This is a genomic window from Silvanigrella paludirubra (genome assembly GCF_009208775.1).
GTDB classification, from domain to species: domain Bacteria; phylum Bdellovibrionota_B; class Oligoflexia; order Silvanigrellales; family Silvanigrellaceae; genus Silvanigrella; species Silvanigrella paludirubra.
Genome location: NZ_WFLM01000004.1, coordinates 270,945 through 293,523, shown reverse-complemented (window position 1 = coordinate 293,523; position 22,579 = coordinate 270,945). Strand labels below are relative to the sequence as shown.

General features: G+C 29.2%; 18 protein-coding genes. 8 read left to right on the top strand and 10 right to left on the bottom strand.

Annotated elements, in window-relative coordinates; translation table 11 throughout:
• Positions 1-3: 3 nt before the first annotated feature.
• From flgK to flgM, 3 genes are read right to left on the bottom strand one after another with little or no spacing between them, the layout of a single operon-like run.
• Complete coding sequence (gene flgK, locus GCL60_RS11965; protein WP_153420897.1) at positions 4-1,431, bottom strand: flagellar hook-associated protein FlgK; 1,428 nt, start codon at positions 1,429-1,431, stop codon at positions 4-6.
• Positions 1,432-1,440: 9 nt separating this feature from the next.
• Positions 1,441-2,019, bottom strand: coding sequence for a flagellar export chaperone FlgN (locus tag GCL60_RS11960; protein WP_153420896.1), 579 nt, complete (start codon positions 2,017-2,019; stop codon positions 1,441-1,443).
• Between the two features lie 26 nt (positions 2,020-2,045).
• A complete protein-coding gene (flgM, locus tag GCL60_RS11955) occupies positions 2,046-2,411 on the bottom strand; it encodes a flagellar biosynthesis anti-sigma factor FlgM (protein WP_153420895.1) in 366 nt (121 codons plus the stop codon).
• A gap of 344 nt (positions 2,412-2,755) precedes the next feature.
• Here flgM and GCL60_RS11950 point away from each other — a divergent pair, with 344 nt between their 5' ends.
• A complete protein-coding gene (locus GCL60_RS11950) occupies positions 2,756-4,492 on the top strand; it encodes an AMP-binding protein (protein WP_153420894.1) in 1,737 nt (578 codons plus the stop codon).
• A gap of 37 nt (positions 4,493-4,529) precedes the next feature.
• Complete coding sequence (locus tag GCL60_RS11945; protein ID WP_153420893.1) at positions 4,530-5,510, top strand: SGNH/GDSL hydrolase family protein; 981 nt, start codon at positions 4,530-4,532, stop codon at positions 5,508-5,510.
• Between the two features lie 62 nt (positions 5,511-5,572).
• Here GCL60_RS11945 and GCL60_RS11940 read toward each other — a convergent pair whose 3' ends face one another.
• Positions 5,573-6,208 carry a DUF4360 domain-containing protein gene (locus tag GCL60_RS11940; protein ID WP_153420892.1) on the bottom strand — a complete coding sequence of 212 codons (636 nt, stop codon included), beginning with the start codon at positions 6,206-6,208 and terminating at the stop codon, positions 5,573-5,575.
• Between the two features lie 233 nt (positions 6,209-6,441).
• On the bottom strand, positions 6,442-7,695 hold the full coding sequence (locus tag GCL60_RS11935) for a leucine-rich repeat domain-containing protein (RefSeq protein WP_161998191.1): 1,254 nt from the start codon (positions 7,693-7,695) through the stop codon (positions 6,442-6,444).
• A gap of 729 nt (positions 7,696-8,424) precedes the next feature.
• Between GCL60_RS11935 and GCL60_RS11930 the strand changes: the two genes are divergently transcribed.
• Entirely contained in the window at positions 8,425-9,168 is a 744-nt protein-coding gene (locus GCL60_RS11930) for a papain-like cysteine protease family protein (RefSeq protein ID WP_153420890.1), read from the top strand.
• 92 nt (positions 9,169-9,260) lie between these two features.
• Here the strand turns inward: GCL60_RS11930 and GCL60_RS11925 are convergent, their stop codons facing one another.
• The 5 genes from GCL60_RS11925 to nuoD are packed head-to-tail and all read right to left on the bottom strand — an operon-like array spanning position 9,261 to position 14,873.
• Positions 9,261-9,851 carry a NuoI/complex I 23 kDa subunit family protein gene (locus tag GCL60_RS11925; RefSeq protein WP_153420889.1) on the bottom strand — a complete coding sequence of 197 codons (591 nt, stop codon included), beginning with the start codon at positions 9,849-9,851 and terminating at the stop codon, positions 9,261-9,263.
• 10 nt (positions 9,852-9,861) lie between these two features.
• Entirely contained in the window at positions 9,862-11,331 is a 1,470-nt protein-coding gene (locus tag GCL60_RS11920) for an NADH-quinone oxidoreductase subunit G (RefSeq protein ID WP_153420888.1), read from the bottom strand.
• A gap of 5 nt (positions 11,332-11,336) precedes the next feature.
• Positions 11,337-12,629 carry an NADH-quinone oxidoreductase subunit NuoF gene (gene nuoF, locus GCL60_RS11915; RefSeq protein WP_153420887.1) on the bottom strand — a complete coding sequence of 431 codons (1,293 nt, stop codon included), beginning with the start codon at positions 12,627-12,629 and terminating at the stop codon, positions 11,337-11,339.
• Between the two features lie 11 nt (positions 12,630-12,640).
• On the bottom strand, positions 12,641-13,159 hold the full coding sequence (locus tag GCL60_RS11910) for an NADH-quinone oxidoreductase subunit NuoE family protein (RefSeq protein ID WP_153420886.1): 519 nt from the start codon (positions 13,157-13,159) through the stop codon (positions 12,641-12,643).
• A gap of 10 nt (positions 13,160-13,169) precedes the next feature.
• Complete coding sequence (gene nuoD, locus GCL60_RS11905) at positions 13,170-14,873, bottom strand: NADH dehydrogenase (quinone) subunit D (RefSeq protein WP_161998190.1); 1,704 nt, start codon at positions 14,871-14,873, stop codon at positions 13,170-13,172.
• A 183-nt stretch (positions 14,874-15,056) separates the two neighbouring features.
• Here nuoD and GCL60_RS11900 point away from each other — a divergent pair, with 183 nt between their 5' ends.
• The 5 genes from GCL60_RS11900 to GCL60_RS11880 all read left to right on the top strand — a co-directional run bounded on the left by GCL60_RS11900 (position 15,057) and on the right by GCL60_RS11880 (position 22,565).
• Positions 15,057-15,731 (top strand): L-threonylcarbamoyladenylate synthase, encoded by a 675-nt coding sequence (locus tag GCL60_RS11900; protein ID WP_161998189.1) that lies wholly within the window; start codon positions 15,057-15,059, stop codon positions 15,729-15,731.
• A 303-nt stretch (positions 15,732-16,034) separates the two neighbouring features.
• Positions 16,035-19,640 carry a TcdA/TcdB pore-forming domain-containing protein gene (locus tag GCL60_RS11895; protein ID WP_153420883.1) on the top strand — a complete coding sequence of 1,202 codons (3,606 nt, stop codon included), beginning with the start codon at positions 16,035-16,037 and terminating at the stop codon, positions 19,638-19,640.
• Positions 19,630-20,157 carry a ribonuclease domain-containing protein gene (locus tag GCL60_RS11890; protein WP_153420882.1) on the top strand — a complete coding sequence of 176 codons (528 nt, stop codon included), beginning with the start codon at positions 19,630-19,632 and terminating at the stop codon, positions 20,155-20,157. Before GCL60_RS11895 ends, GCL60_RS11890 begins: the two co-directional genes overlap by 11 nt.
• Before the next feature lie 238 nt (positions 20,158-20,395).
• The gene (locus GCL60_RS11885; RefSeq protein WP_153420881.1) at positions 20,396-21,523 is read left to right on the top strand and encodes an NUDIX hydrolase; all 1,128 of its coding nucleotides are present in this window, start codon (positions 20,396-20,398) and stop codon (positions 21,521-21,523) included.
• A 274-nt stretch (positions 21,524-21,797) separates the two neighbouring features.
• Positions 21,798-22,565 carry a hypothetical protein gene (locus tag GCL60_RS11880; protein WP_153420880.1) on the top strand — a complete coding sequence of 256 codons (768 nt, stop codon included), beginning with the start codon at positions 21,798-21,800 and terminating at the stop codon, positions 22,563-22,565.
• The last annotated feature ends 14 nt before the right edge of the window (positions 22,566-22,579 follow it).

The following is a 22,579-nucleotide window of genomic DNA, read 5'->3' as shown; positions in this document are numbered from 1 at the left end:
TAATTAACGTTTTAAATCCAACACAGTTTTATACATTTCATCCGCTGTTGTGATAACTTTCGAACTCGCTGTAAATAAATGTTGATACTTTAATAGATTGGCAGCTTCATCATCTAATGAAACACCAGCAACACTTTCTCTTTGCGCTTTTAATCGATCATAAATAATTTGCGAAGCTGTCGCATCTTCTTTTGTTTTTAAAGCCGCAATTCCTAGTTTACTTATCATTTTATCGTAAACACCCGTTACCGTTGTTGTGTTGTCATCATATAAAGGCTCATAAAATAACTTAACAAGTTTATTTGAAACAACGTTATCACCAGGAGATGTTGTTGACATTGCTGCGCCAATAGCATTTGGATTATAAACAATTCCTAAGGAAACCTCGATGTCTTGTGCGGGCTCACCTGGACCATCTAATCCTTCAAAAAAATCTCTGCCATTAATATCTCGCATATCATTTATTCCATAACCTTTAACATGGATTTCATTAAATGATTCTGCAAAACCTTTGGCAAGAGTATTGACTTCATCTCTTAATCCTTGGGCATATTTATCTCGAATTTGTAATAAAGCACCCATTTTACCTGTTTTAATATTATGGGTCATATCAAAGTAACGTTCTTTATTAAATTCAGAAACAACCACATTGGGCATATGATTTACAGTATATGTATCTTCCATCATAAATCGGGATGCTAAATTACCTTCAACCAACAAACACTCTGCTGGTCCACGAATTGTAATTTGATCATTATTATCTTTATAAACATTGATATCTACAATATTTCCAATTTCTTTAATTAATTTATCACGTCTATCCTCTAAGTCATTTACGTCAGATAGATTTCCAGCCCCCATTTCACGAATTTGCCCATTTAATTTTGCTACTTCAGCAATTTTCTGATTTACAAGATTGATATTTTGTCTAATTTCTTCATTTGCATCTGTTTGGACTTGCACAATATTAGCATGAGTTGAATTAAATGATTGGCATAATCCTTTACCACTTTCTATCATATTAATGCGAACAGAAGGCTCTTCAGGATAATTTGAAAGTTCCCGAATTGAATTTGTAAAACTTGTAAAACGATCCCGAATGGTAGAAGTTAAATCAGGATTAAAAAAACTTTCTAGCTTTTTTAATCCTTCCGATAATGTTTCTGTCCTGCTTTGTACTTGAACTTCTCTTCTTAATTGTCCTTCAATAAATTTATCATGGGAGCGTCTAATATTTTGAATACGAGACCCATCACCAAATATTTGCATTCCGTATTGAATAGGCCATTTTGTTTCTAAGTTTACTTGTTGGCGGCTATAACCTGGAGTTTGAGCATTTGAAATATTGTGTCCTGTTACGTCTACCCCAACTCTTGAGTTTTGTAAGGACTCGCTCCCCATATTAAGTATGTGGTTTAAAGTAGCAACCATTTTTTACCTTTACGCTTTTACGCGCATTGAAGAGAGTCCATTATTTTTATTTGTTAATGATTGAGCTTTACCTAAGGAATCATAGTTCATTCCAACTTCTGCTTCGGATTGAAATAAACTAATAGATAAAGAAACGTTTTTCATTAGTTTCTTTAAAATAGCTTGGTTTCTATATATTCTTGGATAAACAACTTCAAATGTTTTTTCAAATTCAGAAGAAATTTCATTAAATGTAGTTTCTTGTTCAAGCAATTTGTTATATGTTACTTCTCCAACTAACGTTTTTATATTTTTTATATAGGTTGAAAAAGTAAATTTAAATAATTTTAAAGAAAGATTTTGTCCTCTGGGATCAAAAGCCATCATGTAACAAATTTTTTTAAGAACGATGACTCTTCTTTCTTCTAAGGATTGAGCAATGCGTGAGTGCTGATCTTTTATAATTACCATTTTTTCTAAAGATGCTAAATCATAATTTGAAATAGCAATTTCTTCTTCATCTAAAATAGGTAAAAACTCTAAATAAGATTGAATTTGTTTTCTTAAAATATCATTAAATTGTATAATTAAATTTAATAGCTCTTCCATTTTTTCTTATCACTTTGCAATTTAAATTATCTTAAAACAATACCTGGATCACGTGCGATTTCATCTCTCATTGCTTCTTGAACAATTGCATTTGCTATTTTTTCGGAATCTGCTTTGTATTCACCTTTTTCAATTAAATCTCTAAACTGTGCAACTTTATCTTCACGCACATCAGGTGTTTCTTCCGCAACTTTCTTAGCCATGCTCATTTCTTTTGCACGCTGTGAAATTTGAACATTTGCTGCTTCTTTAACAGAAGGAGGATTCCCTGCTTTTGCATAAGCTGCAGCCGCATTTTTGGGAGATGCTTTTTCTGCTTTTCCTGTATCAGATGTTTGAATCGAGTTTGGATTCACCACATTTGGGGAGTTTTTTACATTATTAACGCTCATGATGACTCTCCTATTAAAAGGTTTGATTTAGAGTAACTTTATTTTAAAAAACTTTAGAGGCAAAATAAGACTTTCTTGTCAAAAAATTATTCAATTTAGGTAACATTATCCTTGCAACAAAATAACAAACAATAAATTTCTTAGAATAGGAAAAAAAGTATTGTTTTGAAAAAAATTTTAAAAATCATAAATTTAATAATTATAATATTTTAAAAATCTTCTTCATAAATAAACAGTTTTTTTTTAAAACAAAAATAAGAAAAGATATAATATTTGAACATTGAAATTGACGTTTCTACATGTTTCTATACAATCCGCCTAAAGTTGAATAGAGGAGAGCTGAAATGGTGGATCGTAAGATAGAATGCAAAGAACGTCCCTGGCAGTCGCACTACGGAGCAGGAACAAACCTAGAGCTTGCAAATTTCGAATTTTTAAACTTAGCTGATATGGTAACAAAATCATCAGTTAAATGGAAAGATAAAATCGCATGCAGCATGATCTTACCAAATGGCATGGAAGGCAAACTCAGCTTTAGCGATGTCGAAATTTATTCTGATGCTTTTGCTATTTATTTAAGAGAAGAATTAAAGATAGCAAAAGGCGATAGAGTAGCTATACAAATGCCAAATTGTTTATCTTATACTATCGCTGTATTTGGAATTTTTAAAGCTGGTGCTGTTGTTGTTAATGCAAATCCATTATATACAGCCTATGAAATGCAACATCAATTTAAAGACAGTGGCGCAAAGGCGCTCATTATAATTGACATGTTTGCAGATAAATTAAAAGAAGTTGTCCCAAATACAAATCTTGAAACCATTTTATTAGTTAGTGTTGCCGATTTTTTTCCACTTATAAAAAAGACTATAGTTAAAACAGTTTTAAAGTATGTAAAAAAACAAGTACCAAATTGTGAAGTTTATTCCACCTCATTTACAAAAGCTGTTAATTTAGGCTTAAGCCTTCAAAGTTCTAAAAAATTAAATCCTTATAAATATTGGAACTCTGTTACTTTAGACGATTTAGCAGCACTACAATATACAGGCGGAACAACTGGTGTAAGCAAAGGTGCTATGCTGACACACAGAAATTTAATGGCAAATATGTATCAAATAGTAGAAATGGGCAAAGCTAAAATAGTGCCTGGTAATGAACAGCTTTTATCTGTTCTTCCTTTATACCATATATTTGCTTTTACTGTTAACTTACTTACATTTTATTATTGCGGCGGAGAAAGCGTTCTTATTCCTAATCCAAGACCGCTTACGAATATTAAAAAAGCATTTGATCTAAAAGATATTACTTGGATATCTGGCGTAAATACTCTGTTTAATGGACTATTAAATGAAAAATGGTTTGCAGAAAACCCACCTAAACATTTAAAAGCATCTATTGCTGGAGGAGCTGCACTACATAAAGCGGTTTCAGATAGATGGGATAGCGTAACAAAAACAAAAGTAGTAGAAGGTTTTGGTTTAACCGAAGCTTCTCCTGTTGTTACTTTTAATCCTATTAATGGTGTTATCAAATTTGATACCGTCGGAGTTCCTGTTCCTAGCACTGAAGTTGTTATGCTAAATGAAGAGGGAGTCCCTGTTGCTTTAGGTGAAACTGGCGAAATTGCCGTAAGAGGTCCTCAAGTCATGAAAGGATATTGGCAACGTCCTGAAGAAACCTCCAAATGTTTAAAAGAAGATTGGCTTCTTACTGGGGACATTGGTGTCATGGATCCTGATGGCTATATTAAAATTGTTGATCGTAAAAAGGATATGATTTTAGTAAGTGGTTTTAATGTTTATCCAAACGAAGTGGAAGATTGTATCGCAAAACTTGCTGGTGTGGGAGAAGTTGCTGTCATTGGGATTCCAAGCGATAAAACAAGCGAAGCCGTTAAAGCCTATATTGTAAGAAAAGATCAAACATTAACAGCCGAAAAAATAATTGAGCATTGCCATAAATTTATGACTCATTATAAAGTTCCAAAACTAATTGAATTTAGAAATGAGCTTCCTAAAACACCAATTGGAAAAATTTTAAGAAAAAACTTAAGAGAAGAAGCACTCAAAACAATAAAATGATATTTTAATACAAATAAATATTTTTTGTGGAGTGAATATGCCTTTTCCTTTTAAAGCAATTTTTATTTCTGTTTCCTTATTTGCTTTTTCTCCTTTAAAAGCCTCTGAAGCAAATACAGGTTTTAAAAATATTATCGTTTTTGGTGACAGCTTGTCTGATAATGGAAATTATTTAAAGGCTTCAAAAACTTCAGAGAAACCTATGCCCTTACCTCCTTATTATGAGGGACGAGCAAGCAATGGAATCGTTTGGGTTGAATATATTTCACAGTCATTAAAAACAAATTTAATCGATTTTGCCTATATTGGAGCTCTAACATCTGGAAATAACCCTCGTTATCCTGCCGCTGTCGATGTATTAACGCAAATTAATCAATTTATTAAAAATCAAAATGGAAAAAAAATAGAAGGGAAAGATACTCTTTTTGTAGTTTGGGCTGGTGCAAATAATATATTTTCTATGGACTTTAAAAAACCAGTACAAACATTTAAATCTCTTTGGAACCTTTCTGGCGATCTTATGAAAGGGATTCAAATTTTAAAAGAAAATGGCGCTCAAAATATTTTTATAGCAAACCTACCCGATTTAGGAAAAATAGCTTTAACAAATGATGTTGAAAGCTTTAAAAAAATGAAATGGGTTTTAAGCACTATAATAAAAATGGAAAACTATGCTATTGAAAGAGAAGTCGAAAAAATAAGAGATAAAAACAATGACTCAATGTTTAAAATTGTTTTTTTCAATGCAAAAAAGATGCTATTAGAAATTGAGAATAAACCCGAAAAGTTTTTCGTTAAAAATACAAATAACTCTTGTTACGTTGGGGTTCCAAGCGATCCTGCAAATCCAAATGTTTCATGCAATAATCCTAAAGATTATGTATTTTGGGATTTAGTTCATCCTACCACAAAAATCCATTGTTTTGCTGCTTATGAAATTCAAAAAACATTATCTGAAGAATTTAATACCGTAACAAAACCATTAGATTCTGATCAAAAAAAGTGTGAGAGTTTATAAAACTAATTTAAGAATTATATATTATAAACTCTCTAAAGAAATATTGGCATTTATTCGTTAAATTAACGACAGCGTTGCCATTGTAAAGCATAAGTTGTTTGTACACTTCCATCGGCAGAGTCTGTTGTCAATTGAGCATAACCATTTGGATTATTAGGGCCAACTTTAGCTAATAAGGATGTATTTATATTTAAGCCACTTTGGGATCCGCAAGGAGCCCATACTAAATTATTAATTCCAAGTGTATCACTTAAAGTATAATCTCCTGTAGTAGGACCATTAAATACAGTGTTTAAACGTGCCTGTTGCAAGTTACCTTGAAAATAATACAAAGCTTGTTGAGAACCAGAAGCACCTGCTGAAATATCATAAAATCCGCGATAATCCATACGTGCTATAGAATATGTCCAGCCTTGAGGAAAATTTAAGTTAACTAATATTTGGCAATTTTTGCGATCAAAAGAATTTGATCCTGCTGCATTAACAACATATTTATCAAAAATCATTGTAAAAGATTTAAGATCTGGAGAAACAATAGCGCGTGCTGAGCCAGCAGGACATCCACTACCACCATAAGAAGGATTTGCTTGTCCGTTTACTACTGGCGGAATAGTTACGTAAGCAGGAACATCTGCAAATGCTGTTGCTGCAAAACCAAAACTAAAAACAGAAGATAAAATAGCATTATGTAATTTCATAATAACTCCTTTACTACCATTAATAAACAAGCACAATGCTGAATTTAATAGATAGTATTATAAAAAAATAAAATATAATTTTAAAAATTCTGGACAAAAACTAGCAGGAATATCTTTCATTGTCTAGTACATAATAAATTTTTATTTTTTATTATTAAATTAATAAATTTAGTGAATAGTATGAATTATATTTTTTAATTTACATTAATTTTAATAAATGAATATATTTTTTTTTAATTTCCAAAATTTGGAAAACCTGGATTATTACTTAAGTCATTCGTTATAATTGAATTTATCCATAAAAAAGTTGGTTTTGAAAGATTTGAAATTTGATTATTTTGCAAATAAATTTCATCTAATTTTAAATGAATAAGATTATCAGACACCGAAGTAATGGAGTTATTATATAGCCAAAGTTTTTTTAGACTTACTAAGTCTCCAACAGAATCTGGCACATCCGTAATTTTATTATAACGAAGATCGAGAAGCTCTAAATTTGTTAAATTAGAGATACAACCTGGAATAGAAACCACTTTTGAATTAGAAAACCACAAATTTTGTAGGTTAGTTAAATTTGTGATTGCAGCAGGAAACTCTTGAAAAGAGTTAAAACTGATAAGCAAATTCTTTAAATTTAATAATTTAGAAAAAGATTCTGGCAATGATGAAATTGAGTTATTTCTTAGATCCAAATAAATTAAATTTTTTAATTCTGAAATAGAACTCGGTACATTTTCAATTGCGTTATCTTGTAGTTTTAATCTTACTAAATTTATTAAAGAAGTAATTGGAGAAATATCTTTAATATAATTTTCATTAAGGAATAATTCGAGTTCATAAGTTGGATCTAAACAGCCCTGATTTGGTATATTTTTACATGCAGATTCAATTTTTTGTGCTGTAATTTGAGCTTGACTAGAAGCACCTAAACTTGTACTCCAATCTTTAATCGTATAATTAAATTGTAAATTTATTTTTGTGTGATTTACTTTATAAAAATCGGAAGTGATTTTATAATTACAACTTGTCATTGTATACAGTTTATTATTTTCCGTATTTTGAAAAGTAATATTATTATTTTTAATTGAAAAATTGACGCCACTGCAAAAAGAGTCTTGCTTATCATCATATAAGCTGACTTTAATTTTATTTGCATCTAATTTATTTATGTTTGATGTAAATACAATTCCAGTAAAAGGAATTGTTTGATTTCCATCATATCCACCAGTTGTTGCAATACCATGAATATCTTGTGCTAAAACAGGAGTATTGCCATTTTTTAAATAAATAACAGGGCTATTATAAGTTGTATTTCCATTAAAATGAATGATTAAATTTTTATCGCTTCCGCTTTGTATAATTTCTGTTGTTTGATTGTCTGCTGAACTCCCATCTCGTGCATATTTTCGTGTACAATTCGAAATTGTAATAAGCGATATAGTAGTAAGCAAAGTTATTTTTATTTTTTTTGATTTCATTATTTTCATAAAAAACACCTCATTTATTGTGCACATAAGTCTTAATAAGAAACAATATAACTATTTATTATTCCTTATCGTAACATAAAAATAATTAAGCCTCAATGTAAAAATAATATTTCAATGTTTTTTATCCAATATTTATAAGAATAAATCATTTCGACAATGAATTGACTACTCAATTGAATTTTTTTTATTTTTATTATATTGATTAAAATTCAAGGCAAATTAAATTATCTAAAAAATTTAGATTAATTAATTTTATTTTAAAAGAAGTAATTCACAAAAAAAATTAAATATATACGAAATAAAGTCCTTGCAAGTATAGAGAGCATTCTGTTTACTAAAAAATAAAATAACTTTTATACCATTCTAAATTGTTATATGTAATTTTGATATTACTACCTGATTTTTCAGAAAATTAAAATCACAATAAAGCTTCATAAAATATGTTAACATCCTTGTTACCTTGAATAAATATAAAAATATTTGCTAAAATTTAGATAAACATAAATAAAAAATCTATTAATTTATAAAGAATAATTAAATAAACCACTTATAAAAAATTATTTAAAATAACATTAATAATATCAATTAATTTAGTAATTTAAAAAAAAGATAAAAAAGTAACAGAGTATTTTAAAAATTAAATTTCAATGCTATAACTTAAATTGTTTTTGGTAACTTATCTAATTCGGAAAAAAATTTGATATTCAATATTATTAAGGATGATAAATTATGAAACTTATTAAGGGAATGTTTGGATGGCATTCAAATAAACAAATTTTTAAAAAAGATACGATTCAGTTAAGTGGAAAAAAATATAATGAATCGCAACTTTCGTTAATAACTCACCCAACAAGCTTTCCACCATATGTAAACTTAAATTGCCCATTTTTTTTCCAAGATAAAATAAATACTTGTGGTGATACCAGTGTTAAAATGGTGACATCATTTCAAATGCTTCATTTTAAATCAAGTAATGTATTTTCGGAGCAACTAAAACCCATTAACCAATTCCTTTCAAACTCAGATAAAAGAGGAGCGTTCACAGGAACTACAGATGATGAACTTCTTAATATTGGAATGAAATCTATTCGATTGCCATACGAAATAAAAAATAACGCAAGTTATTTTAGCTCATGGCTTGGGTATGCCTTGTTCCATTTAGGGCCTCTAATTATTACGATAAATATTTTTAATGGAAAAGTTCCCCATGCCGTTGTGGTCAAAGGAATTGAAAAAGAAACTTTGCTCATACATGACCCTTGGTATGGAGCAAATCAATTTGTTCATTATGAAAACTTTTTTAGCATATTTGATAAGCACAGTGAGTCATTTATGTACTTACCAAACAAATTTTTAAATACAATTTTCAATACACGTGAGAGAGACTTGGTTGATAATTTATTTTATTATAAAAAGCCAACTCCTGTTCCATTAATAAATTCAAGTTATCTTATAAAATCAACTTTAGTTTAAAATAAAATGAATCTATTTTACGAATAAAAAAACAGAAGAAAAATTAAATATATAATTTTTCTTCTGTTAAAAGTATTACCAATAATTATAAATTAATGGCCATGACCATTGTGACGATGAATATTTGGTAAATTACTACTTACAGATTCATCTTTTACATTTTCTTCTTTTTTAGAAATTTGTTTATCACCAAGACGTTTTTTATTTTCAGGACGATTTAATAAATAATCTTTGGTATAAACCCATTTTTGTTCCGGTAAACCTGCCATAGAATATTCTGAGCCTAATCGAATGGCATCGACAGGACAAGCTTCTTCACAGTATCCACAAAATACACAACGTAAAATATCAATTTCAAAACGAACTGGATATTTTTCAATTCCTTTATCTTTAGATTGACCCGCTACAATTGTAATACATTGAGCAGGACAATTTGTAGCACATAAAAAACAAGCCGTACAACGAACTTCACCAGTTGGTCGTTTTGTTAAAAAATGCGCGCCTTTAAATCGTTCGGAATATTGATATTCCACTTCAGGCCATTGAATGGTAACGGAATCTTCCAGTTTCAAAAGTTGTTTCGCAAAAACAGATATGGTTTGCCCAAGACCTAAAAGAGTAGTGGAAAGATATCCATTTTTTAAACTTTTTTGAGGATCTTTTGATACATTGATATATCCCATATTGAATGCCTCACACTTTCATTTCAGAAAAAATATCCTCAATTCCTAGCATTGCTGGGAACACAGGAGGATTTGCTTTGAGTTTTTGTGCAATACCATTGTAGTTAACAAAAGTTCCATTTTTCTCGGAAAATACTTTTGTAGGTACAGCAAGAGAAAATTTCTTTGTAATTGGATTTTTTGTAGTTCCAAAATAAATAACATTTGTTAGCTCTGCAAATCTTGTTACTTCATTTGAAAATTGAGAGTATGACTTTTCAATTTCAGGACCAAATACAATTGTAAGAGAAGCATTTTGAGATGCTAATACCGAAAAGTCACCACTTAAAGAAACAGGGCTTATAGAATTACGCTCTAATAATTGTTTTAAACCAACTGTATTTGGATTGTGATCTCCACGGAATAAAATTCCATCAAAACTATCTGCTTTTTCATTCGCATCACGCCAAACATATACTTTAGGCAACGAACCTAAAACAGATTTCAAAGATGAAAATATATTTTCATATTCTTCATTTGTATATTGAGGTGTTAATACCACAGCAACTTGATCGGCTTTTCCTTTTAAAGAGGAAAGTTTTTGAGATAACTCTTTTTTCACGGAATCCCAAGGTAAATGTTTTCCAACTGACATAGGAACTGCCAAACGTTCATCTGCATTTAAATGATGGTACATTGTTCTACCATAATCACACATCCAATGACCGTTAACTTCTTTATTTTTACGTGGTTTTAACCGGTAATATTCACGCTGATTTTTATGTTCAAATAATGTTACGTTACAGCCTGTTGAGCATCCTGGGCAAATTGTTTTTGTTTCACTTAAGAACCAAACACGACATTTAAAACGGAAATCTTTTGCTGTAAAAGCTCCAACAGGACAAATATCAACAATGTTATAACTATAATTATGTTGAATTTTACGATTAGGGAATGTTCCAATTACAGAATGATCGCCTCTATTAAAAATTCCAAGTGCACTTGTTTTTGTTACTTCGTCTTCAAAACGAACACAACGAGAGCATAAAATACAACGTTCGGTATCAAGCACAAGATTATCACCGACATCTAGCGCTTTTGGTTTAAGTACTTTATCTTCATCCATTTGGGATGTGTACTTACCAACTTTCATATAATAATTTTGTAATTCACATTCACCAGCTTGATCACAAATTGGACAGTCGAGTGGGTGATTGATAAGGTGAAATTCAAGAGCCCATTTATGAGCATCTTTTACTTCATCACTCACAGTAATGACCTTCATGCCTTCCGTACATGTTGTATTACAAGCGATTTGAAGTTTAGGCATGCCTTCAATTTTCACCATACAAAAACGACAAACACCAGCAACAGAAAGTCCTGGATGCCAACAGAAACGAGGAATTTCAATTCCAAGCAATTCAGTTGCTTCAATTACAGAAGTTCCTTTTGGTACAGTTACTTCTTTGCCATCAATTGTTAACGTAACAGTTTCTGACATTTTATTTACCCTTTAAGATATGGTTCAAATTCATGCGCATATTTTGCAATAATTGCACGGGCAGGATCGGCAGCAGCATCAGAAAGAACACAAATTGTTTTTCCACGCATATTATTTGCAACCGTGTTAATGCGATTGAAATCTGCTTTTGTCGCATTTCCTTTTAAAATGTGTTTGGACATTTTATAAAGCCAACCCGTACCTTCGCGGCAAGGTGTACATTGACCGCAAGACTCATGCGAATAAAAATCCATTAAATTTTCTAATACAGAAGGCATACCAACACCTTCTGGAATAACAATGATGGCTCCAGAACCCAACATAGAACCTGCTGCAGCAATGGATTCATAATCGAGTGTTACGTTTTCACATTCTTTTGCCGTTAATATAGGAGCTGATGATCCACCTGGAATAACAGCTTTTAATTTTTTCCCGTCTAATAAACCACCGCAGTCTTCATTTAAAAAACGCATCAATGGATAACCAAGTGGCAATTCATAACACCCAGGACGTGCAATAGGACCACTGACATTAAATAATTTTGTTCCCGGAGATTTTTCTGTGCCGAATTTTTTATAAGCTTCGGGACCATTATTGATAATCCAAGGAACGACAGCAAGAGATTCCACATTATTTACAACAGTAGGTTTTCCTAAATAACCTTTTACAGCTGGAAAAGGTGGTTTTAATTTAGGTTGTCCTTTTTTACCTTCAAGAGAAGAAATTAATCCTGTTTCTTCTCCACAAATATAAGCACCTGCTCCCGAATACACATCCATATGATGTGTAAAGCCAGAGCTCATAATATTTTCACCAAGGTAACCTGCATCATAAGCTTCTTGTATTGCTTTTTCGCACCATTTTATTTCGTTATAAAATTCACCACGAATATAGATATAACTTTTTTGTGCTCCAATTGCATAAGATGCAATAATTTTGCCTTCAACTAAAGAATGTGGTGTTACTTCTGAAATGTAACAATCTTTATAGGTACCAGGTTCACCTTCATCAAAGTTTGTAATTAAATACTTTTCACCAGGTCCTTTTGGAACAAAGCTCCACTTTAATCCTGTAGGAAATCCTGCACCACCACGACCACGAAGACCCGATGCTTTTACAGTATTGATTACATCTTCAGAGGACATGCCGCCTTTTAATACTTTTTCAAGCGCTTTGTATCCGTTACTTTTTTCAATGTATGTTTTTATATTCCGTGAATCAGGATGACCTTCAAGGCCGAGCAGAATACGAAATTCATCAGGCTTACGACCTTGATATTCGTTCTTAATTACGGGCATGAAAAGTCTCCTTATTTCTTAGCATTTGCTGCACAGTTTATCGCAGCTTTTGGCAATTCTTTTGAACAGTATTCTTTAATAAGCGCCAATGCCTTTTCAGGTGTTACGTTATTATGGCGATCCTTGTTAATTAATGTTGAAGGAGCATAACCACATTGTCCTAAACATTCAACGCCATGAACTTCAAATGGAAGTGGTCTTCCTTCTTTTTCTGCTTTTTCAATTTCTTTGCGAACAGCAAGAATCGTTTCATTCGCGCCCAAAAGCCAACAAGAAATACTTTTGCATATTTCAAAACGATAAGGTTTGGGAGGTGATTGTCTATACATTGTATAAAACGTGAGAACTTCACGAATATCTACAGCAGATAGCCCAAATTCTTTTTCTAGGGCATCAACATCTTGATCAGAAATCCAATCTTTTTCATCTTGGACTGCATGAAGAATAGGGAGAATGCTAGAACGTTTTGTCTCATATCTTTTGAGATAACCTTCTATGATTTTAGTTAATTCTTGTGAAAAATATGGCATATATTGCCCCTTATCTATCTAGTTCGCCTGCAATGATGTTAATGCTACCAAGTGCTGCTACGGCATCGGCAAGAAAGTTACCGTGTACCATTTCTGTAAACCCACCCAATATTGAAAAACATGGTGCTCTACATTTCACTCTGTATGGATTTCCAGAACCATCAGAAATGACATAGAATCCAAGTTCACCATTGGCAGCTTCGCTGCGATGATAAATTTCACCTTTTGGTGGTTGAACACCTTTAATAATCAACATAAAGTGATTCATTAATCCTTCAATGTTACCATAGACATCTTTTTTAGATGGCAAAACGATATTTTTATCGGGAACATTAATAGGACCTTCTGGCATATTTTTAAAACACCAGCGTAAAATTTTAATACTTTGACGGACTTCTTCCATTCTAACAAGGTAACGATCATAAGTATCACCATGTGTCCCAACAGGAACATCAAAATCAACTTGATCATAAAACCAATAAGGTTCTTCTTTACGAATATCGTATTCAAAGCCAGTAGCTCTTAAACATGGACCTGTATATCCATATTGAATAGCACTTTCTTTTGATAATATTCCTGAGCCTTTTGTTCTTTGTACAAAAATTCTATTTGAAGTAACAAGACTTTCAATTTCTTGGTGACGTTTTTCAATTTTATCGACAACGACACTGCACTCATCGAGCCAACCTTCAGGAACATCAAAACCCATTCCACCAATTCTCATTAAAGAAACAGTAAGTCTTGCGCCACAAAGTTTTTCAAATAAGGTGTAAATATGTTCTCTTTCTTCAAATAAATAGAAGAAACCTGTAATTGCACCTAAGTCAACAAGATTTGCACCAATACAAACATAGTGATCCATAATTCGAGAAAGTTCATCGATGATCATTCGCATCATTTGTGCACGTGGTGGTACTTTAACACCGATTAATTTTTCGACTGTTTCACAAAATGCACTGTTATTCATAGGAGAAGAACAATAATTTAAACGATCAGTATATGGAATAATTTGATTATAATTATGTGTTTCACACATTTTTTCAAAACAACGATGTAGATAACCGATTTCTACATCCATTTCTTTAATACGTTCTGCGCCATCTATTACAGACATAAAACGTAACGTACCATGTGTTGCAGGGTGCGCTGGACCGATGTTAATCCACATGAGATCTTCGTGATCGTATTTTGCCATAAGGCGTTGACGATCTTTATCAAATGTATTTTCAAGCGCTTCACCGCGCATGGATTGATTTTTATCTGCTGGATAATCCTTACGTAAAGGATGACCTACAAATTCATGATGAGTTAAAATACGACGCATATCGGGATGGCCAGAAAAATCAATTCCGTACATATCCCAAGCTTCACGTTCATGCCAATTTGCGGTTTTCCAAATATCATGAATAGAAGGAATGGATTCTTTTTCTCCAACCATACATTTTACACGCAAACGTTTTTTATGTTTTGGTGCCAGTAAATGGTAAACAACATCAAAACGCTTTTCTCTTTGAGGCCAATCCACACCACAAAGATCAATTAAAAATTGAAATTCATGTTTATCACGAAGACAAAGCATGACTTCTCTAATTTTTTCTTTGGCAACTGTGAGTGTTTGTTCACTTTCAAATTGCGCGCGTTCTTCAAACTGCCATGATTCAGCAGAAACAATATTTTTTAAATCTTCAATAATAGTAGCGTAAAAAGCATCCATCGCGGATATATCCTCCCCTGACGTGCTACATTTTCGGTGCCATAAGAATTCATATCGAATCATATGTCAACTTGCCGTTAACAGAATGTGAAAGAAACTCAAGCAGTCAAAAAAGATTAAATGACAAATGCAATTTCACATTGTAAAAACTCATTCTCTCATAATGAGAAAGAAGGCAATCTCATGACCCAAGTTTTAAGCATACATCAAAAGAATCCTGATAAAAGACGTATAAAGGAAGTCATCGAAATAATTGACAGGGGAGGTATTATACTTGCACCAAGTGAAACGGGTTATTGTTTCATTGGAAGTGCTTCCTATGATTCCACTCATGAAAAATTATTAAAACTGCGTCCAGGACATCCTAAAAACAAACCATTCAGTCTTTTTTGTAAAGATATTTCTCAGGTAAGTAAGTTAGCGTATCTTACTACTCAAACATTTCGGATTGCAACAAGAGCATGGCCAGGTCCTTATACATTTATATTACCTTGCACAAAAAACACGCCAAAAATTGCTGCTGGTCCAAAACGAAAAACTGTGGGCATTCGAATTTCCAATCATCCTATAATTCAAAGTATCACAATGGAAATAGATAATCCTCTTTTGGTAACAAGTATTACAGATGATGAAGAACTCTTAGCACAAGATTATTTCGATGAAAATAATGTCCACGATTTTTGGTGGACAAACGTAACAGATATTTGCAAACAAGCATCACCTGGAATTATAGATCTAGCTATAAAAAATGATGAAATTGTTCCCATAAAAGTATCTACCATTGTCGATTTTTCGCAAGAGCCGCCTGAAATAATTCGCGATGGCGGATGGGATCTCGATTTTTTAGGTCTAAAATAATTTTAATAGGAATTAAATCCATTTTTAGAAAATGAAACACTCTCATTATTCCATTTCTTTTTTATTATTCATAATATTTAATAAATAAAAAAGGCAAAAGGTTATGGAACTCAAGGCCATCTAACTTTAAAATATTTTTATACAATTTTTAGATATTAACTTGATAATTTATATTTTTATGATATTTCAAAAATCGTCTAAATTAACATTTAGATAATTAAAATAAAATAAAATAAAAAACATATAATAATAAAAAATAATTTAATTATTATTATATGTTTTTTTTAGTAAAAAGGTGATTAAATGAAACTCCTTATTCTAAAAGAATTAAAATATACGCCATTAGTTCTTGCTATTTCCACTTTAATTTTAGGCTGTAAAAAACATGAAAACAAAGATGATAACAATAAAATTAATTTAGTTCACTTAAATAGTGCTACAAATCCTTGTACTTTTTTTAATTCAAATATTGATAATTCATTTGAAATTATTGAAGAAATCACTACGAAAGAGAACTTTGAAAAATACAAAAAAAGACTAGCATCTCTTAAATCATTAGAATCAGATGATATACATGAGAAATATAATATTATAACAGATCTAATGTCATTTTTAAACAATTTTGGAGATGGAAATGAAAAAATTAATAAATTAAAAAATGACTTTAATAATGAATTAAAATATATAAAAGAAGAAATAAAATATAAAGCCGAATATTACTCAATGCATTTAAAAAATGCATTAGATAAAATAAATAATAATAAAAATTTAGTTCCAAACTTATTTTCACTGAATAAAAATTCAAAATCAATTGAGTTTTACGATGAAATTTATAAATCAAAAAAAGAAATCAAAATTAGCTCGAATGAAGATTTTCAAAATATTCAAAAATTTAAAGAACAGTTAGAATATCACAACAATAGCTTAGCTTTTGAAAACCATCCTAATCAAAATGAATATTTTTCTAATATAAACTTTGGTCTATCTCATGCTTATATGATTTCATTTATGATTGAATATTTTTCTGATAAAAATTCAGATTATTCTATTCATAAGAATGACACAACATTACAAAAAGTTATAAAAGCACATACTTATGTAAATATAGCTCAATTAGCGAATGATGTGATAACAGATACTTCAAAATCATTGCTATTAATAACTGAAATAAATAATAATTATAAATTTAATTTAAGAAACATAATAAAGATTGAAAATAAAATCGCAAAAATTGGAAACAAACTATCAATAAGTTTAAATACAGCAAATTTTATTTTTGATCTTATAGAAATTATAAATGCAAAAACTATTACAGAGAGAGTAAAATCCGAAGAAAGATTGGCAACAGACTTAGCTTCGGCAAGTTTAGGGTTCTTAGGAGATGGAATCGCTTTTATTGCCGGAGAATCAGCCTCTGCCTTTTCATCCTTTTTAGCCGTCCCTATATTTGGAGTAACTTATGGGATTAATGCCTACGCAGATGTAGTAGCTGACGTAATTATTAAGCCTTTAGAAATAGCAAAATATTTTTACGATTATGAAAATAATCATTATCTTATTTCTGATTCAAATGTCTTTATTCCTAATACGTCAAATAATATTCTTTCATTAGCACATAAAAATTTTAAAAATACCTTAGAAAAACCAGATCATTTAAACATTGTTATAAGTGAATTAGACTTTAGTAATAATAATTTACTCAAAATAAAATTTGGTAGTCATTATATTTACCCAACATCTAGAACAAAGAGTTATGAAGAAACTCAAAAAATTCTTGATTCAAAACCATTTTTTGATCCTACAACATTATATATCTCACATGGAGAAAATCCTATAGCAATTTTAGATAAATCAAAAGCTTTTCCATTTAAAAATTCATTTATTCCTAGAAATACAATTAATGAATCTGAAATTAGAAAAAAGCTTGATTCTGCTGAAATAAAAATACAAGATAGCACAAAAATTATTCTCCCAATTCAGCCAATATCCTATATTAAATATAAATATCAATTGAGCCCTACTATTACTTTAAGACATGATAAAGAAATTATGAGTGCTTACAAAATACAACAAAATGGAGGATTTTTATTTGAATATATATATGCTGAACCAGTAATATCAGATTATGCTATAGAATCTCTTGAGCATGAATATCAAAAATCAAATATTAATATTATTATTGGCGATAAAAGTAAAAAATTTATTACCCCAGAAATTCCTAACGAATTTAAAAATTTTATAAATTACAACTTTAAATCAGATCAAGATGGCAATCACTTTTTAAAATTATCGGATGGCGCAAATTATTCAATAGATTCAATTGGATTAGAAAATTGGTATTTTGGAATAGATGCTACAGAAATTAAATTATCTAGACTTATTGATAATTCAATTAAAATTAATGATATTGTTATCTTATTTAAAAATAAAATTCCTAATAACCTATATATACAAGATAAAATTGGAAGAATATATAAAATACATAAATCAAATTGGGAATTACATCTTTTTCATCCAAAAAACGTACTAGATGTGAATAAAGAAATTGATGCAAAACATATTAAAAATTTAAAAAATCTATATGAATTTATTGAGCAGAATTATTTAAATAATAGCGAAACAAATTTTAAATTTTTAAAAATTAAAAACCATCCAGAAGCAAAATTAATTCACAATTTACTCGCCCCTGTCTTTTATAACATTGAAAAAAGAGAGTTAATTCATATTGACGAAGCTCATTCATTTAAAGATATAAATAATGTTGATATATATCATGAAATAAATGGTAATATTATCTTTTATAATAAAAAAGAAAAAGTCATTTCATATAAAAATAAAAATGGGAAAAATTATATTATAAAAAATGTTACAGATACTTATAAAAACGGCGAAAATGTTATTGTAGAAACTAGCAATTTTGAGCATTCATTTTATGAAATTAGAGAAGACGGCGTATTTTTAGTAGAAGCTCAATTATACAATAGTGATTTCAATCAAATTTTAGATCATAAAAAAGATTTTGAGATTGCTGATATTGTTACTATAACAAAAAGAAAATGGCCTATTTTTATATTAAAAAGTTTATTTGGAAAACATTCTGGAATGATCCATGGTTGGTATTTTAACGATATTCAAAAAACATTTATAATACCCTATAATTATGATGATATTCGTATTAAACTTGTTGGATATAGAAAAGAATCAAACAATTCATCTTCACTATTTATATCAGATGAATACATAAATAAATCTTTATTAAAAAAAGTAAATTATAAAAATGGTCAATTTAGTCCATTAGAAACTATATTACTCCCAGAAAATGAAGAAATATTAGATATTAAAATGTATCTAAATGAACCCGTTATTCTATCAAAAAATGGAATAATTTATAAAATCGATAATGATTTTAAGCCTTATGTTATAGCATATAATCAAAATTGGTTAAAACAACATATTGGAAAAAATCTAAATGATATTGTTAATAATTTAAATAATAAAAATAATGAATTAATATTCCTCACAAATGATCAAAAAGTGAAGTTAGATTTAAATCAAAGAAAAGTATACTTATATACAAAAAATAAAATTCCGTTTTTTAATTTAAATATGAATAATGATAATTATTACTTTTATGATATCATTCAAGATAAACCATATTATATAAATAAAGCTTATCTAGAATTTACTAATTTTGAAATAACCAAAAAAAATATTGTTAATTTAGAAAATATAATAACATTAAAATATTTAAAAAATGATGATTTTGAGAAAAGCGAAAATACAAAAGACTACAATTTAAATAAAGAAGGAAAATTTAATAAATCAGAATTATTTCTAATGAACTTCTTACAAAACAATTTTAATTTTATAAATATTGACTCAGATAAAGGTAATAAAAATGTTAATTAAAAATTACAAATATTTTAAAAATTTAATTATATACTTATTTTGCATTCTTATTTGTGCTCAAGCAAACTCAATGCATTGTAATACAGTTCAACAAGAGCAAACACATTATTATACAAATATAAATAATATTCCAAATGAAGTGTATCAAGTGATAAATAATATTTATCATGCAAGAATTAATAATTATTCAAACACAAATATTTGGAGCCGATTTGGAACTGATTATATTTCATATAATGGTGGCATTCATTACTATTCAACAAAACCATGGCATAATAGAGAGCAACAACTTCCTATTTTAAATTCTCAACATAATTGGTGGCCAGGAAATAATAATCAAAGAGAATTTTATATTGAACACGATATTATCCCCTATTACCAAGGAATAAATAGAGGGTCACATAGAATTATTTATAATTCATTTACGGGTGAAAGTTTCTATACAGCAGATCATTATAATTCTTTTGTAAGGATTCAAAGAAATTGGACAAATGATTATACATTTATTATTCATTAAATTAAAAAATTCAGCATCTGAAGAATAATTTACGATTTTTATCACTTAAAACCTCTTAAACATATTTTTTAAAATTAAAAAATACTATAAATATAATGATATTATCAAATAAATACAGTTATTCATATTTTTTATTCATAATTATGTTATTTTTATTGCAACATAATTCACTTTATTGCTATTAAGATTTTGTTTAAAAACTTGTAAATTTTAACAAGTATAAATGAGGGAGTTTTAAGTGAAATTATTGATTCGTATCACATTATCATCATTCTTTTTATTAAGCTGTGTCCATTCAACAGAAAAACAAAAAAATTCGAATCAAGATAACTTATTACAAGAAGATTCTTTTGATGATTTGTTTGAAAATACTCCAAAAGAATCTCCCTTTGCGAGACCTGTTGGAGGTAATATAGGATTCGATATAGATGGAGTATTGCATACAGAAGTTCAATATTCTGCTTTTGGTGATTATAATGACCCTGTAAGACCTATTCTTGAAACAAAAGGAAGAAATAAAAGATTAATTAAAGAAATTGATCTTCTACTAAAAAACGGGAATAAACCATATATCGTTACTCATAATGCAAGCTTTTGTTCTCCTAAAACAATAAGTAAGAGACAAATTTTTTTGACAGAGAATCATCTTAGCCAAATTGAAAATAATGAAATTTTTTGTATTAAGCCTCCTACAGGAAAATCGGGACAGCTAAAGGAAACAAAAATTGATACTTTTTATGATGACAGCCCTAAAGTTTTGGCTGAAGTGTCTAAAAATAAACCCAATACAAAGTTATTTATGGTTCTACCCCATCAAGAAAAAGTAGCTCACTATTTTGCAGGTTCTCATACAGAACGCGTTGAAAATTGTGGTGTTCTTGTTGTAGATAATTCTAAACCTAAAAAAAGATTATTATTGCAACTTCGAAGTGAAAGCCTGGGTAGTTGGTGGAATTTTCCGGGTGGCTCATGTGCTTTATCAGAAAATAAACTAAAAAATTGCAGTTTGGGAGAATGCGAAGACCCTATTACCGGTGCCATTCGAGAGTTTAATGAAGAAACTGGCAAAGAAAATGATTTTAATCAGGATATCATACATGCAAAAAGGCTAATGGTACTTCACTCAAATAATTATATGCTTCTTGTAGCTAAATTTGATAATAACTATTTAACGAACCGTTCCTTTATTCCTGATAAAAAACACTCATTTGAAGTTTCAAATACAATTTTTAATATTCAAAATAGTCCTGGCTATCGTTGGTTTGATTTAGATGAATGCGATGAAAATGTTTATATAGAAGGACACCCTCTTAATATAACAGGAAATTTCTGCAAAGAATTCAAGAATTATTTAGATAAAATATAATACAAAAAATACTCATTAAGCATATAAATTAAGATAATTATCTAAACAATCATGATAATTATCTTAAAAAAAATCAAAACACTCGAAATTTAAAAATAATCTCAAAAATTAAATTATTATATTTATTTAACAAATAAACATATATTATTTCATGTTAATTTATTATAAAATATTTTATTGAAAATTATGATATTTTTTTGATATAAAAAAATATATATTATAAATATTAATTGGTAATTGTTTTTTAAAAGCCTTAAAAAAAGGAATATCCAAAGTGCCAATTAATAATTTAGATCTTAAAAAAGGTTACAGCATTAAAATAATTAATAAAAAAAATCATATAAAAACATTTTTAATTAAAGATTCTAATCATATATTTGAATTTCCTCAAAAAAGTATTCATTCTATTTTTCAAACATTTTCTAAATCAGATAAATTACATGTATCTGTTGATTTAATGAGATTTACTCTTTACATTAACCAAAAATTATTTAAAACAATATCCGACGAACAAGACGAATCTCATTTCATTCAATTTACTAGAATATTGTCAGAACAAAAAATAAACAATCCTAATTTGATTAAATTTTTCGAAAATTTTTTCCATCAAGGTGGATTATTTGGCGGATGGATTATATTTTTTATGCAAAATTTATCTTTTAAAAATCCTCCGATTTATTTTACCCAAAAAGAGTCTATTCATATGTTAGATTTTGTTGATGCAAATACATTTTTATATACTTGTTTTTTTTCAGGCGGAATTTTTGATTTAGAAAAACATCGTCACGTTAATTCAAATGATTTTGCACTTGTTTTTCAATGTAAAGTTAAAATAATTTCTTTCGATAAAATTGATATTATATATTCCAAAATTGGTCTTGCAAATTATAATTATATTTATAGTAATGACAGAAAATTATTAGAAGAGTTAAAATATTCTATTTTTAATACTCCAAAAATTTTATTTAAATCTCGTAAAAACTCTCTTAAAATAGATGAAGGCCCTATTTGGAGAAAATACCTAGGCACAAAAGCATTTTAAAATAAAAACTAAAG